This window comes from Gleimia hominis (genome assembly GCF_002871945.2).
GTDB classification, from domain to species: domain Bacteria; phylum Actinomycetota; class Actinomycetes; order Actinomycetales; family Actinomycetaceae; genus Gleimia; species Gleimia hominis_A.
Map to the genome: position 1 here is coordinate 1,190,949 of NZ_CP126963.1, position 15,524 is coordinate 1,206,472.

General features: G+C 59.7%; 8 protein-coding genes and 1 pseudogene. 2 read left to right on the top strand and 7 right to left on the bottom strand.

The features are described from left to right. Window positions 1–59 precede the first annotated feature (59 nt). On the bottom strand, window positions 60–4,541 hold the full coding sequence (locus tag CJ187_RS05320) for an acyl-CoA dehydratase activase-related protein (RefSeq protein WP_102217163.1): 4,482 nt from the start codon (window positions 4,539–4,541) through the stop codon (window positions 60–62). Window positions 4,542–4,812: 271 nt separating this feature from the next. Here CJ187_RS05320 and CJ187_RS05325 point away from each other — a divergent pair, with 271 nt between their 5' ends. Next, entirely contained in the window at window positions 4,813–5,421 is a 609-nt protein-coding gene (locus CJ187_RS05325) for a TetR family transcriptional regulator (protein ID WP_158237762.1), read from the top strand. Here the strand turns inward: CJ187_RS05325 and CJ187_RS05330 are convergent. The 6 genes and pseudogenes from CJ187_RS05330 to CJ187_RS05355 all read right to left on the bottom strand — a co-directional run bounded on the left by CJ187_RS05330 (window position 5,418) and on the right by CJ187_RS05355 (window position 14,286). Then, on the bottom strand, window positions 5,418–7,223 hold the full coding sequence (locus tag CJ187_RS05330; protein ID WP_102217165.1) for a cell division protein PerM: 1,806 nt from the start codon (window positions 7,221–7,223) through the stop codon (window positions 5,418–5,420). The two genes, CJ187_RS05325 and CJ187_RS05330, sit on opposite strands and share 4 nt — an antisense overlap. Before the next feature lie 222 nt (window positions 7,224–7,445). Further along, window positions 7,446–8,363 carry a succinate--CoA ligase subunit alpha gene (gene sucD / locus CJ187_RS05335; RefSeq protein WP_102217166.1) on the bottom strand — a complete coding sequence of 306 codons (918 nt, stop codon included), beginning with the start codon at window positions 8,361–8,363 and terminating at the stop codon, window positions 7,446–7,448. An 11-nt stretch (window positions 8,364–8,374) separates the two neighbouring features. Next, on the bottom strand, window positions 8,375–9,535 hold the full coding sequence (gene sucC, locus CJ187_RS05340; protein ID WP_102217167.1) for an ADP-forming succinate--CoA ligase subunit beta: 1,161 nt from the start codon (window positions 9,533–9,535) through the stop codon (window positions 8,375–8,377). 185 nt (window positions 9,536–9,720) lie between these two features. Next, window positions 9,721–12,339 (bottom strand): UvrD-helicase domain-containing protein, encoded by a 2,619-nt coding sequence (locus CJ187_RS05345; RefSeq protein ID WP_102217188.1) that lies wholly within the window; start codon window positions 12,337–12,339, stop codon window positions 9,721–9,723. A gap of 89 nt (window positions 12,340–12,428) precedes the next feature. Next, window positions 12,429–13,075: pseudogene (locus CJ187_RS05350) on the bottom strand (LuxR C-terminal-related transcriptional regulator). Further along, on the bottom strand, window positions 13,072–14,286 hold the full coding sequence (locus CJ187_RS05355) for an ATP-binding protein (RefSeq protein ID WP_102217169.1): 1,215 nt from the start codon (window positions 14,284–14,286) through the stop codon (window positions 13,072–13,074). The pseudogene CJ187_RS05350 and the gene CJ187_RS05355 overlap by 4 nt, the downstream one beginning before the upstream one ends. Before the next feature lie 114 nt (window positions 14,287–14,400). On the opposite strand from CJ187_RS05355, the gene CJ187_RS05360 reads away from it, so the two are divergent. Continuing rightward, window positions 14,401–15,474: a PspC domain-containing protein gene (locus CJ187_RS05360; RefSeq protein ID WP_102217170.1), complete on the top strand. Its 1,074-nt coding sequence runs from the start codon at window positions 14,401–14,403 to the stop codon at window positions 15,472–15,474. Window positions 15,475–15,524: the final 50 nt, after the last annotated feature.

Sequence of the window (15,524 nt, forward strand, 5' to 3'; positions counted from 1 at the left end):
ACATTCGGACACACCTCAAGATTACTCGACATCAAGATACTTTTTGGGGTTTTGAACCACTAGCGGGCGCTGCGCACACGCGGCATCCCAATTGCCACCGGGCCGGCCGCACGGCCCGCTGGAGCGCATCCGCACGCGGCCCCACATGCGGGCACCGCTCCAGGTTTAGTCGCAGGCTGAGCTTCCACCGCCGCTTCATCCCACTGCAGCGACCCGTCGGCCATGAGCGCCGTCGAAATCATGAGTTTAATGCGGTTCAGTTGGTTCACTGCGGACGCGCCCGGGTCATAATCTATCCCCACAATGTTTGCTTGCGGATACTTCTTCCGCAGCGGACGGAACATCCCTTTCCCCACCACGTGGTTCGGAAGACACGCGAACGGTTGCGCACAAATAATATTGGGGCACCCGTTTTCGATCATGTCCATCATTTCTCCGACCAGGTACCAGCCCTCCCCCGCCTGCAGACCTTGAGGCGCGATATCGGCGGCGCGTTTAGCCATCTGGTCGATTGGGGTGGAGGCTTCGAACTTCCCGTTGGTTTTCGCAAACGCTTTGCGCACCGGGCGTTCGTACAGTGACAGGGCTGCGAGTACGAGTTTTTTCAGGCGGCGCCCACCGGTCTCCCCCATGTTTTCTGCCCGCCAATCGCCGTCTGACATGGCGGATTGGAAGAACTGCAGCAGTCCGGGGAGGACGGCTTCGCAGCCTTCGTCTTCAATGGTGCCGACCGCGTGGTTGTTCGCGTAGGGGTGGAATTTCACGAGGATCTCGCCCACTAAGCCGACTCGTGGTTTGCGCGGCCCGGCGATCGGGAGGTTGTCGAACTCGCTTACGCACTGGGCGATTAGGCGGCTATAGCGAATGCGTCCAAACTCACCGGCGCGGCCAGAAGCAAGCCAAGAGCGCATCAGCGTGTTCCACCGTTCGTAAAGGGCCATCACGGATCCGGGTTCCACTTCGTATGGACGGGTGCGTAACACCATGGTCTGCAGCGCATCACCCATGACGATCGATTGGATAACGGAGTGCACAATCGCTGGCGTGAGGGAGAACCCGGAGGCCTTCTCCACTGACTGCAGTGAGACGGGCAGGACGGGCACTTGCCCGTAACCGGCGTCGCGCAACCCTTTGCGTAGCAGTGACGCGTAGTTGGTGGCGCGGCACATGCCCCCCGTTTGTGAGATCGCAACCGCAACCCGGTTGGGATCTACCCGCCCGGACTCCAGTTCGTCGATCAGTTGTCCAATCACCACGATCGCGGGGTAGCAGGCGTCGTTGTTAACGAACTTCAACCCCAGTTCGTTCGACTCCGGGGTGGTTTGCTCTAAGAGCCGCACGTTATACCCGGCTTTGCGTAACGCCACTTCGGCGAGTCGGAACTGGATGGGTGCCATTTGGGGTACCAGGACTTCCCACTTTTCGTCGCGCATACGCTTCGTGAACTCAACCGGGTCGTAGTCAGTGTGTACCAGTGGGGAGGGAACCCCGTCCTCACGTCCTTTCCCAGCCGGATACGTGGCCAGCACCTGGGAGGAGGTGGCGCGTTCGGCCGCGGCTGCGTCTAGGGAACGCAACCGGATCTTTGCCGCCCCCAGGTTGGACACTTCGTCGATCTTCAGCTGGGTGAAGATATCACCGTTTTGCTGCAAGATCTCTAGCACTTGCTCGGCAGTAACCGCGTCTAGGCCGCAGCCGAAACTGGTTAGTTGAACCAGCTGCAGATCCGGGCTCATGGACACGGTGGCGGACGCTTCGTACAACCGCGAGTGGTACGTCCACTGGTCTCGCACCCGAATAGGGCGTGCTAACCGCTGGTCCATAACTGAATCCTCGGTGAGCACCGCCATCCCCAAGCCCACGATGACCTCGGGTATCCCATGGTTAATCTCCGGGTCCAAGTGGTAGGGGCGGCCCGCGAGAACGATGCCGCGCGTGTCGTGTTCACGCATCCACGCGAGCGTTTCGCGCCCCTTCTGCGCGATTTCGGCGCGCACCGCCTCTTGTTCCTCAAACCCCGCTTCAATTGCGGCCAGTGCTTCTTCTAGTTCCACATCCCACGGCGCGAGCGCTTTCACTAGTTGCCGGGCCATGGCCTCACGGTTATCTAGATTCATATACGGACTAATGAAATTCGCCCGTCCGTCCGCGAGCGATTCCATGTTGTGCCGCAGCACTTCCGGGTAGGTGGCAACGATGGGGCAGTTGAAGTTCGCGTCGTGGCTGTCTTTTTTCTGGTTGTAGTTCACGCACGGGTAGAAGATGTTCTTCAGCCCCTTATCGAGCAGGCTTTCGATATGCCCGTGCGCAAGTTTAGCGGGGTAGCACACGTTCTCGGACGGAATGGATTCCATCCCGCGTTCGAACAGTTCGTGGTTTGACCGTCCCGAAATCATTACGCGGAACCCGAGTTTAGTGAGCACGGTGAACCACAGTGGGTAGTCTTCGTACATTCCCAGCACGCGCGGCACCCCCATGTCGCCGCGGTACGCGTCTTTTTCACGCAGCCGCCGGTACCCAAACATGCGTTTGTACTTCCATTCGTACAGGTTCGGAAGTTCGGATTTCTTTGGGATCCGCTCTAGGGAGGCACCGCGTTCACACCGGTTCCCAGACACGTGCCGTTCCCCATTTGAGAACGTTGAGATCGTCATGTTGCAGTGGTTTTGGCACAGTCGGCAGGTTTTGCGGGTGGTTTCCACTTGGAAGTTCTTGAGGTCCTCTAACTGCACCAGTGAGGACACGCCCGTGCCGTCGTCGTGGTTTTTTGCCGTGAGGGCCGCCCCGTACGCCCCCATGAGGCCCGCTATGTTGGGCCTAACTACTTGCCGGCCGGTGAGCAGTTCGAAGGCGCGCAGCACGGCGTCGTTGAGGAAGGTGCCGCCTTGAACAACTACTTTTTCGCCCAGATCTTCGGGGGATTTTAGTTTTATAACTTTGTACAGTGCGTTGCGCACTACGGAATAGGATAGGCCGGAGGCGATCGCTCCCGTGTCCGCCCCCTCTTTTTGTGCTTGTTTAACCGAGGAGTTCATGAACACGGTGCAGCGCGTCCCCAAATCTACGGGGGCGGGTGATTGCGTGGCGAGGTTAGCGAACTCTTCTACGCTGACCCCCATGGAGGCGGCGAAGGTTTGCAGGAACGAGCCGCATCCGGCGGAGCAGGCCTCGTTTACGGAAATTGAATCCACCACGCCGTCTTTGATCCGGATGTACTTCATGTCTTGCCCACCGATGTCGATTACGGAGGAAACGCCGGGCGACATGTAGTTCGCAGCCCTAAAGTGCGCCATGGTTTCCACTTCGCCTTCATCCATGGTCAACGCGGTTTTGACGAGCCCTTCGCCGTATCCGGTTGAGCAGCACCGGCCAATCACCACGTCCTCTGGCAGTTGCGTCCGCACTTGTTTAACGATTTCAATGGCGGCACGCAGTGGATCCCCTTCGTTGGAAGCGTAGTGGGTGAACACGATGCGGTCGCGCTCGTCTATAACTACCGCCTTGATGGTAGTGGACCCCGCGTCGATCCCTAACCAGCAGCGCCCGTGAGCTTGGGAAGCGGGGATTTGTTCGATGGTTTCTTGTGCGTGGCGGGTGTCGAACGCCTGGCGTTCTGCCGTGTCTTTGAACAGTGGCCGCATGCGCGTGGATTCGGCTACGACTTCGGCTTCTACCAGGTCTTTGATGAGGTCTTTGAGGGGACGCGGGGTTTGCGGATCTTGCCCGGGTTTGGTGTGCGTTGCCATGAGGGCTGCGCCGAGGGCGACGTACAGTTGTGCATCCGGTGGGGTTATGAAGCTCTCCACTTTAGGTAGCAGCGCGCGGTACGCTTCCCGCAATTCAGGGAGGAAGTGCAGGGGGCCACCCAGGAGCATGACGTTGCCCCGGATCGGCCGCCCACAAGCCAGGCCCGCGATGGTTTGCGTGGCTACAGCGGTGAATACGGACGCGGCGATGTCAGCATGGGCAGCTCCTTGGTTCAGCAGGGGCTGCACGTCAGATTTAGCGAACACACCGCAGCGGCTGGCGATCGGGTACTGGGTTTTCGCCTGGGCAGCCAGCTCGTTTAGGCCGGACGCGTCGGTGTCCAGCAGGGTGGCCATCTGGTCGATGAACGCGCCCGTTCCCCCGGCGCACGTGCCGTTCATGCGCTGTTCCGGGGTGGGGTGCAGGTAGGTGAGTTTGGCGTCCTCACCGCCAAGCTCGATGATCACATCCGTGTCGGGGTGGAACACGCGGGTGGCTTCTGTTTCAGCGATTACCTCTTGCACAAAGGGAACGCCCATCGCTTGGGCAACTGCGAATCCACCCGAGCCGGTAACTGCCATTAGTGCGGGCGTATTCCCCACGTCCTGCAGGACGTCGCGCAGGAGTTTCACAAGTTCGCGGCGCACGTCTGCGTTGTGACGCCGGTAGTCTGCGAACACGCGTTTGCCAGTATTGCTCATCGCCACCGCTTTGACAGTTGTCGACCCCACGTCGATGCCGATATGCAAGGCGTTCGGGATTGTTTTGCTGCTCGTGGTCAAGGAATTCGCCATCGTTTTCGCCCCTCTGGTTGCCTACTGTGACACTATGGAGGCACACATCTATTTTCAATCATGATGAAATTAAGGGTTTTATTCTTTACCCGACAGTGGTTGAGCTGCATAGATAGCGAGATTAGAGATGTCGAATGTTGAAACTACCCCTCCTAATTATGAAACGAAACATGTTTCGAAAAATGAGGGCAGGGAGCGTGAACCTGGGACCACCAGGGCACCTCAGGCTAGGCGAGAACCTCAAACGGCTCAGGCTGGGCGGAGCCCACGTATGCCTAGAGAAAATCGGGCTGGAAGGGGGCCGCGGGCGGCTCGGGGCCAGGTGAGGGACGAAATTGTGCGGGCCGCACACCGCGTGTTTTCTACCCACGATTATCAGCGGGCGTCGATGCGCAAAATTGCCCGGGAGGCCGGTGTGGACCCCGCGATGACTTCCTATTATTTCCCAAGCAAAGCAGCGTTGTTCCGAGAAGCCATGTCTTTGCCGGAAGACCCGGCGCAGCAGGTGAGGGAAATCCTCGAACCGGGAGTGGACGGGTTAGCTTCACGGCTGATAGCCGCCGCATTAGAGAACTGGGAGCAAGCATCTACAGCCGGTACTTTAGCGACTCTTCTGCGTATGGTGATGCACGATGCGGATACGCAACGCACGTTCGACCAGTATTTTCGCGAGCAGATCCTGTCGCAAGTGGAAGCGTCCCTAGGGGAAGATTCGGCGCTTCTAGCTGAACTCGTAGCCGGATCTCTAGTGGGAGTGCTGATGATGCGGTACGTCGCACGGATTGAACCGCTCGCCTCCATCCCCGCGAGCGAACTCCACGACCGCCTTACCCCCATTGTCCAACTCTTATTCACCTGGGGGTTTTCCGCCAAGAGCTAGGCGTCCCCAATCTGATCGCTTTCCCGTGCTTCAGGTTGGTCTTCCTCGGTCCGATCGCTCTTTGGTGCGGCTGCCTGGGATTTCCCCGCCTGGTCGCTTCCTGAGCCCGCCGGTTGACCTGCTTTCCCCTTCCGTTCGCCCCGCTGCTCCCCCAGATCCTCAAGGGCCTGATCCGGCTCCGTTTCTGGCTGTGGCACCTGCCTCGGGTTGGCCTCCAAGCCCGATTCTGGGTGCGCGGCGGCACTGCCCTGGTCTTGCGACTGCAGTTGCGTATCAGGCGACGGGTTCACCTCCTGTTCACTAACAGGATTCGCTTCCTGAGGGACAGCACTGGTTTCTGACCGCGGCGCGGACTTGGCGCGCCGAGCCTGCACGCGAGCGCGAACCTCATCCTTCAAATTACTGGACCCAACACGCAAACTTGCTGCAGCAGCCTGCGCTCCCCGGCGGTAAAGCGCTAAACAAACGGGGTGCAGCAATAGTGAAACGGCGGCGCCAACACCCCCCACTTCTAGCGTCACGAATAAAGCTCCGAGCAGGGATCGGGGGCCAAAATCAGCCATCTGCCCGTTCCACAATGCCCCGTTCGATGCATACATCCACGCGAACATCACTGCCGCATACACCCCCAGCCCCACTGCCAACCGGGTTGCGTGCGCCCCCAGGGACGATTCGCGGCACTTCCAAACGTGCACCAGACCCAGAACTAGCCCCAGAACAATCAGTACCGCTACTACCCACGCGGTAACAGTGCCATGAGGTACGGCCCCCAACCAAGGAATCGCCGGAATCGGTGCGGACACCACTTTCGACGGCGCATGCACAGCGCCTACAGACGTCACGAATCCCGGGCCCGCCAGCCACGACAGGGCTGCCGCGATGGCATTCGGCACATACAAGATCTGTGCGAGCCACACGAACACCTGGTCCCACCCCGCTGCCCCCAGCAGGGCAGAAATGTCCTCGATCTGGCTCCACGAGGAGACCGTCGCATACAAAACTAATCCCAAGCCCAGCAGGGTCGTCGCACCTAACGCAATCGCGCTATCTCGCAGTGCCCGGACCAGTAGTTTGCTCCGCGGGCTACGCAGGGACCTCAACGACTTGCGTGCCGTCCACGCCCACGCGATTGTGGATACCAGGGCCGCGCCTAACGCAACCCGCCACACCTGCGCGTGGTGGGCGGCGAAGAACGCCACCACGGCGGACGTCACGGTGTAGAACGGGATGAACAGCGCGCTCACCCGCGAGGAAATCGCGTTCGAATACCGCACTCCAACCACGCCCATTAGGATGAACAAGAGCGTTAGCCCCAGTGGGTAGAACGAGAGGTTCACGCCCGCGAACCGCAGGGGCGACAAGTAGCCCAGGGCCACGATGTCCGCCCCGGTGCTCATTGCCGTGTTCCAATCCACCGACAGCACCCACGAGTTGTTAGCGGTGAGCAAGAACGCGACCAGCGTCAACCCCGCTCCCAGTGCCCACGTGAACAACGATGCCTCAATTGCTGCCACCATCACGCGCGCCCACCCTTTAGGTAGCGAGATCACGTATTCGGGCCGCTGCAAATTCACTGTGGTTTCGAACGCCGCGCCCACATTGTCTTCCCGCTTCCGTACCGGCTCAGTTTCTGGCTCTAGCAGTTCAGTTTTCAGCTCGACCGGTTCAGTTTCCGTTTGCACCGCCGAATCCTCGTTTTGTTTAGATGCGGTTTCGGTTGATTTTTTGGGATCCTGAGGGCGCCAGACGCGTTGGCGTAACTGGCGTAGACGAGTGCGGGTGGTTTCAAACATCTCCTCCATTTTTGCCTTTTCACCAAGCTTTTGCACCCAAGGCGCTCCGAGGCACTTCGAAACCCACCGTGTGAACTGCGGCCCAGCCTGGCTGGCACGGCCCCGGACCGGGCGCAAGTAAAATCCCGCGCTGCGGAAAATGGGATCCACCACCAAACAAAAGGGCAAGCGCGGGTATGCGTGTGGGCGCGAGGATCGCTCCCCGCGCCCACTTACCTAACGCGTTCTAGATTATTTCAAAAGTTCACGTGCCAGCTGCGCGGTCTGCGTGGGGGTCTTCCCCACTTTCACGCCCACGGCCTCGAGCGCTTCTTTTTTCGCCTGCGCGGTGCCGGAAGAACCAGAGACAATCGCTCCCGCGTGCCCCATGGTTTTCCCTTCCGGAGCGGTGAATCCCGCGACGTACGCCACCACGGGTTTGCTCACGTGCTCCTTAATGAACTCGGCGGCGCGTTCTTCCGCATCCCCACCGATCTCACCGATCATCACAATCGCTTTAGTGTTTGGGTCCTCCTCAAACGCCCGCAACGCATCAATGTGCGTGGTGCCAATAATCGGGTCGCCCCCAATACCAATGCACGTGGTGAAGCCCAGGTCGGACAGCTCGTACATCAGCTGATACGTCAAAGTACCCGACTTCGACACGAGTCCGAGCGGGCCAGCAGCCGTAATGTCAGCCGGGGTGATCCCCACGTTTGACTGCTCTGGTGAAATAATGCCCGGGCAGTTCGGACCGATGATCTGCACGCCCGCGTCTGCGGCGCGCTGGCGGAACTCCACCGCGTCCTTCACCGGGATACCCTCGGTAATCACCACAACTAAGCGCATTTGCGCATCAATCGCCTCAATTACCGCGTCTTTCGCGAACCGCGGAGGCACAAAAACTACGGACACCTGCGCGCCCGTCGCAGCCTTCGCCTCGGCCACAGTGCCGAACACCTCAACTTCATGCTCCCCAGCTTCAACCTGGTCCGCCATCGGCCCGTACGGTTCAATATTGAACTTCACGATCTGCCCGGCTTTACGCGGGTTCACTCCACCCACCACTTGGGTGCCTGCGGCGAGCATACGGGTCGTGTGCTTCATACCTTCCGAACCCGTCATGCCCTGCACGATCACGCGGTCTTCTTTACTCAAAAAAATCGACATCTGCGCCTCTCCTACTTAGCCAGTTCAGCGGCCTTCGCAGCCGCGCCATCCATCGTGTCAATCATCGTCACCAGCGGGTGGTTCGCTTCTTGTAAAATCTTGCGTCCCTCTTCCACGCGGTTACCATCGAGCCGCACCACTATTGGTTTAGTCGCCGACTCCCCCAGCATGTCGAGTGCGCCCACGATCCCGTTAGCAACCTGGTCGCAAGCCGTGATCCCACCGAATACGTTCACGAGAACGGACTTAACCTGCTCATCACCCAAGATCACTTCCAGGCCTTTAGCCATCACTTCCGCGGACGCACCCCCGCCAATATCGAGGAAGTTCGCGGGCCGCACACCGAAGCTTTCGCCCGCGTAAGCCACCACGTCGAGCGTGGACATAACCAGGCCAGCTCCGTTGCCAATGATCCCGACTTCACCTTCGAGCCGCACGTAGTTCAAACCCGCTTCTTTCGCCATGAGTTCACGCGGGTCCTGCGCTGAAGTGTCTTTGTACTCACTGTGCTCGGGGTGGCGGAACGCCGCATTGTCATCCAACGACACTTTGGCATCCAACGCGATCACCTCACCCTGCTCAGTTTTCACCAGCGGGTTCACCTCGACGAGCGTGGCGTCTTCTTCAGCGTACGCTTCCCACAGTTTAATCAGCACGGGCGCTAGTTCACGGGCCTGCTCGTCAGTGAATCCGGCTTCACCAGCAATCTGAAGTGCCTTGGCTTCGTCAATCCCAACCGCGGGATCCAGCGGGACTTTCGCCAGTGCTTCGGGCCGTTCCTTCGCGAGCGTTTCAATATCCATCCCACCTTCTTTAGAGCACATGGCGAGGTGCCGGCGGTTCGCCCGGTCAAGAAGGATTGAGAAGTAATACTCCTGTGCAATATCCGCTCCCGCTGCGATCATGACCCGGTGGACGGTGTGGCCTTTAATGTCCATCCCGAGGATCTGCTCGGCGTACTCGCGGGCTTCATCTGCGCTGTGGGCAAGTTTTACCCCGCCGGCTTTACCACGCCCACCCGTTTTCACCTGCGCTTTCACAACCTGCAGGGGGGTGCCTAACGTTGACCACGCCTGCTCGGCCTCAGGGGGCGTTTGCACGACAACGCCATCTAAAACGGGCACTGCGTGCTTTTTGAATAGCTCACGAGCCTGGTATTCGTAGAGATCCACTCCGTTCACCTTTCTGCCCGGGATGGGCTGTTCTGTGTCGCGACCACGATGTGCCTCAGGTCACTTAAAACCTCGACATCGAGACATCTAGTACTAGATTAACGTCCCAATCGGACTCGCACACGAGAAACGGGAATCATCTGTATCGCCTAGAGCACAATAGTCAGTTTGAGGTTTTGGCCCCGTCAGATCTTCTTAATCGGCGCGTAACGCAACAGTAAGCGCCGTGGTTTGGCGTCACCGAAATCCACTTTTGCCACTTGCGACGCACCCGCCCCCTCCAAGCCAACTACCGTGCCTTCACCGTAGGAACCGTGCTTCACCCGATCCCCAATCTTCAATGCGACCTTGGGTTTATCCGCGTCTTTTTTCGACACCCCCAGGCGTTTCAATCCGCCTCCTGCAGTTCCACTCGTCATCCCAGCGCGCGGCCCGCGACTACCGGTGCGTTTGAATCCCCGGGCGGACAGGCCCCCTCCGGAACCGATCGCAGGGGCAAAATCATCCTCCCACGGGTCAGTGCTACTACCGCCAAAGCTGCCGCGCCCGCGGACGGCGTTAGAGAACCCGCCGAAGGACCCACCCGAACCCCCGGTTCGGTAACTATCCATCTGCGTGGAACCACGGCGAACCTCCAGTACCTCAAGGGGAACGTCGTCAAGAAAACGCGAGGGCGGTAAATCAGAAGGGGTTCCCCACGTGGTTCGCACAGCCGCGCGCGTCAAATACAGTTTCTCCCGCGCCCGCGTGAACGCCACGTACGCGAGGCGCCGTTCCTCAGACAATTCCCACTCGTCCAACAGGGACCGTTGGTGGGGGAACGTGCCATCTTCCATACCGGTTACGAACACGACGGGGAACTCGAGTCCTTTCGCAGTGTGCACGGTCATCAAGGTGACCTCCCCGCTGTCTTCCGCGCCCGCAACCTGGTCCGAATCCGCCACCAAGGACACGCGTTCCAAAAAGTCCGCGAGCGACCCCTGTGGGTTAGTTTTCTTAAAATCTGCCGCCACTGCATGTAGTTCCGCCAGGTTTTCTACCCTAGATGCGTCCTGAGGGTCTTCGGATTCTCGAAGTTGCACCAGGTACCCGGTGGCTTCCATCGCCTCGTCCAGCAACTCGGCGATAGAGGCGCCCGCATCCGCATACGTGCGCAGGGAAACCAGGAGCCCGTAGAAACCCGCGGCCTGTTTTAATGCGCGCGAGGTAAGTGATATTTCCCGCCCGGAAGCACGCGCTTTTTCTTGCGCCACCGCATCCGCCCACGCGGTTTCCTCCAGGTCAATCTCACTACCTTCACCGCGCGGACACCCCGCCTGTACCCACGCGTCACGCAGCGCATCCCCCAGGTTCGCGTTGAGGGCAGCGGCGTGGGCCACGAGAGTTTGTTCCGCTTTGGCGCCCAGACCGCGGCGGGGTGTGTTGAGGATGCGGCGCAGCGCTACCGTGTCGTCGGGGTTGGACACGGACGCGAGGTAGGCGAGCGCATCTTTGATTTCTTTGCGTTCATAGAACTTGGTGCCGCCCACCACGCGGTAGGGAATGCCGGACCGCACGAGCATTTCCTCCAGAGCCCGCGACTGCGCGTTAGTGCGGTAAAACACGGCGATATCACCGTAGTGGTAGGTTGAATCGGTGAGCTTGTCGATTTCTGCGATCACGAACCGGGCTTCGTCGTGTTCGGAATTAGCGGCGTCATACACTACGGGCGCTCCATCGCCCCGGCCGGTCCACAGGTTTTTCGCCCGCCGCCCCTTATTCGCAGCAATCACCGCGTTAGCGGCGCTCAGAATGTTTTGGGTAGACCGGTAGTTCTGTTCTAGCAGCACGGTGTGCGCGCCGGGGAAGTCTTTTTCAAACTCCTCAATGTTGCGGATTGTGGCGCCGCGGAACGCGTAGATTGACTGGTCCGAATCCCCCACCACGGTGAGTTCACCCTGCTGCTGCTCATCTGCCCCAATGAGTTCGCGGATCAGCACGTATTGCGCGTGGTTCGTGTCCTGGTATTCGTCAACCAGCACGTGTTGGAAGCGGCGCCGGTAATGCTGCGCCACCGCGGGTTTTGATTGCAGCATCTGCACCGTACGCATTATGAGGTCGTCAAAATCTAGTGCGTTCGCGTTCTCTAGCCGACGCTGGTATTCCGGATACACTTCTTCGACAACTCGTGAAATCGGGTCGTTGGGCGCGGTTTTGGCGTACTGCTGGGCTGTGATGAGTTCGTTCTTGAGGTCCGAGATGCGTCCGCGTAGCATTTTTGCGGCGAACCGTTTGGTGTCCACCTGCTTATCTTTTAAGATCACGTTCAACAGCTGCTGCGAGTCTTGCGTGTCGTAGATACTGAACGTAGACCGCAGGCCAGCGGCCTCGTGAGATTCCCGGAGAATCCTCACGCACGCCGCGTGGAAGGTGAACACCCACATGCGTGCCGCGTTGGGACCAACGAGTTGGGTCACGCGTTCGCGCATTTCCGCCGCAGCCTTGTTGGTGAAGGTGATCGCGAGGATCTGCCCGGGCTGGGCCCGCCCGGTGCGCAGCAGGTACGCGATCCGGTGGGTGAGCACCCGGGTTTTCCCCGACCCCGCGCCTGCCACAACCAAAAGTGGTCCCCCGGCGTACTCCACGGCCTCGCGCTGCTGGGCGTTCAACCCTTCTAACAGTTCCGCCGGGTCCGCCGCTCCCCCGCTTGGCCCACCGAAAGCGGTTCCGCTCCCCCCGCCCGGCCCATTTGCCTCAGGGGAAAACTGGGGGGCCGCTGGTGAAAACTGGCCCGGTGAACCCGCGGGAACCTGCCCGGCGAGCATCTGGTCGGTCAAGGCCGGTAGACCCGGTAGTTGCGAAGCGAAAGTACGGTCGTTATTCATCACGGCTCTACCTTACGACACCGCGATGCTCACACCACGCCCCGGCGGGCCGCCCACCGGGTTAGTTCGTTGCGGTTGGATAACTGTAGTTTCCGCAGCACCGCCGACACGTGGGTTTCTACCGTTTTGATTGAAATGAACAGTTCACTGGCCACTTCCTTGTAGGTGAAACCGCGGGCGATCAGCCGCATCACTTCCTGCTCACGTTTCGACAGCAGGTCCAGTTCCTCATCTGTTTGCGACACTTGCGCGGTTCCGAATGCGTCTAGCACGAATCCGGCTAGGCGCGGGAAAAAGCCGCGTCGCCCGAACCGACGCGTTCGATTGCCTGCACCAGGTCTGCGGTAGCGATGGATTTGGTGACATACCCGCGAGCGCCCGCGCGGATCACTGCCACCACATCCTCCGGGGCGTCTGAAACCGAGAGAGCGAGGAACCGCGTGGGCCCATCTGCGCATCGGCGCGCCACCTCAGCGCCTCCACCTCCGTTACCATCGGGCATGTGCACGTCTAGTAACGCCACGTCTGGTTCTAAGTCAGTTACGCACCGCACGCCCGAGTCGACGTCTTCAGCTTCCCCCACGACCTCCACCTGCTGGGGGTGTTTTTGCAGCTCACTTAGCACTCCGGCTCGTACCAATGGGTGGTCGTCGATGATCACTACGCGTAAGCTCACGCGCCCTCCTTCGGCATTGAAATGTTCACTTCGGTTCCCGGGGTGAGGGTGCGCAGTGAAGCGCGTCCCCCCGCGCGGCGCACGCGGCCAATTATGGATTCGCGTACTCCGTGCCGGTCCGCTGGGACTGTTTCGAGGTCAAAGCCGGTGCCCCGGTCGCGCACGTACACGGCCATGGCGCCAGAAGAAACCTCGCAGTACACCGAGATCGGGGGTTGCCCGTGACGCACCGCGTTCTTCACCGCTTCCGCAGCTGCGGACACCGCCGCTAGGTACCCTGAGGTGGGTTTCGCGTCGGACACTTGCACCAGTTCCACTTCGCAACCGTACGTGGTTTCGATTTTTTCAACTTCGCTGCGCAGTAGTTGCTGAGTTGAATCCCCCGGTTTGCCCCGCCCAGTGTACAGCCAGGACCGCAGGGCCCGTTCTTGTTCTAACGCTAGCCCGCGCACCCGCGCGGGTTCGTCCGCATGCGTTTTTATGAGCGTGAGGGTTTGCAGCACCGAGTCGTGCAGGTGCGCGGCAATGTCTGCGCGTTGTGTTTCTTTTGCCCGGGCCACGGACGTGTCTGTGAGTTCGCGGTTCATTTTTATCCACGGTGGTAAGAATGCCAGCACGAGCGCCAGGATAATCACCACGCCGACGCCCATGCCGAACAGTAGTTCGGAGCGGGACGCGGACACGTTGACGAGCCCCACGGTGCCGCTCAGTAGCAGTAGTAGTCCGAGGCCCACCAGCACAGCCGCTTGCGGGTTTTTCCGCCATGCGCGCACGTGTTCGCTTTGCGTCCAGATGAGCATGAGGCCCGCTAGGATCGCGAGGATCGCGGCATTCCGGCCACTGACCAGCTGGAGTCCGAGCAGTGGTCCAACCCCGGTTATGAACGCTACGAGCAGGAATGCGCCACCAACTATCAGCGCCAACCGGGAGGTGGAAACGCGTTTTTGTTTGAGTTGTTCTACTGGTGGTTTAGCGATCCGCTGCGACGGGTCGGGGGCGAGACTTCCGGTGCGGGGCAGCCCAAGCCACAGCCAGAGGTAGAGCATAACCCCCGCGCCGGTTATTCCAAGGAGCGTGAAAATCAGCCTCAGGGATTTGACGGAAACACCTAAATGTATGGATAGCCCAGACGCCACCCCCGCTATCCACGGCTTGGGCCGATTCAGGTCGGTGCGCCGCGTTCGCAGTAGGGGTGGTCTGGTTTTGTTCACAGGTCTATCATGCCAAGTTTTCCGGGTGGAGCTGAAGTTGTTAGTGGTTAATCAGGGTTTATTCAGGGGGTTCCCCCATGGTTTCATGACCTGCTTGCGGGCATTATTGAGTGTATGGACAGCAGTAATGAGTTTGAGCAAGATCGGCCCACTGCCGGTGAGGCGTTTTTCAACTCCGTGCGGCGCACGGGTTGGTGTCGGCCGAATGATCGTTGGATTGGTGGAGTTTGTGCCGCCATTTCAGCGCGTTACGGTTGGGACCTGACCCTTGTGCGCGGCGTTTGCGTGGTTCTTACCTTGTTTTTCGCGCCCGCGATTTGCACGTTGTACGCGGCGGCGTGGGCCCTTTTACCCGAGGAGGTGGATGGGCGGATTCATGCTCAAGAACTGCTGCGTGGGAATGCGGACGTGGCGCTGTTAGGGATCGTAGCGCTACTGATTTTGCCGCCCCTGAACATTTCTTTTACCGGGTCTGATTCTTTCGCCCCGGTTTTCCAGTTCCGACTTCTAGGGTTCGCGCTGGTGCCGATTGGCGCGATTATCGTATTTATTCTGGTGATGGAGCACCGTTCCAAGAAACGTCGCGGTTCTACTCCTAACTATGGTCGCGACTTTACGCGTGCCCACGCTCAGCCATATGCAGGCAGCCAGCATGGGGACCGTTTTGCACCTAACCAAACCGGTTTCAACGGCCCAGATTCTGCTTTTTCACCTGAGGGCCAGCAGGCTAGCAATGTCCCTGCGGGGGATGCGGATGCTGCCCGTACGAACGCGGACGGTGACTACATCGCGGGCTTCCACGCGGCCACTGATTCTGCGGCTGGTCACAACACTGTTGCCAACGCGCACGCTGACACTAACGGTTACACCGCTGCCAACAGATACGCCGACGCACCTTATTACCCGCCGGTTCGCGCGCGGAAAGGCCCTGGTTTAGCCACGTTTTTAGCGATAACGGGTGCGCTCCTGGTTGTGCTTGCAGCACAGTTTTACTTCAGCGTGGATGGGTACGACATTACTTCTCCGTTCAACCTGCCGATCCTGGCTGGTTCCGGTTTCATTTTGGCAGGTTCCACGTTGGGGTACCGCGCATTGAAAGGCCTCCCCGGTACGTGGCTGACGGCCCTCACCGTATTCTGCGCGGTCCTCGTGCCAGTTCCACTACTGATCGCACTCACCGGCGCCTAAGTATTTTATGCCGCAGGTGCACTGCAGCGTTCACCTCGCGCACACTAATA

Bases quoted from the DNA above. Each gene is read 5' to 3' on its own strand.
- CJ187_RS05320 (WP_102217163.1), bottom strand. From the start codon at position 4,541: ATGGCGAATTCCTTGACCACGAGCAGCAAAACAATCCCGAACGCCTTG.
- CJ187_RS05325 (WP_158237762.1), top strand. From the start codon at position 4,813: ATGCCTAGAGAAAATCGGGCTGGAAGGGGGCCGCGGGCGGCTCGGGGC.
- CJ187_RS05330 (WP_102217165.1), bottom strand. From the start codon at position 7,223: ATGGAGGAGATGTTTGAAACCACCCGCACTCGTCTACGCCAGTTACGC.
- sucD (WP_102217166.1), bottom strand. From the start codon at position 8,363: ATGTCGATTTTTTTGAGTAAAGAAGACCGCGTGATCGTGCAGGGCATG.
- CJ187_RS05345 (WP_102217188.1), bottom strand. From the start codon at position 12,339: ATGCTCGCCGGGCAGGTTCCCGCGGGTTCACCGGGCCAGTTTTCACCA.
- CJ187_RS05360 (WP_102217170.1), top strand. From the start codon at position 14,401: ATGGACAGCAGTAATGAGTTTGAGCAAGATCGGCCCACTGCCGGTGAG.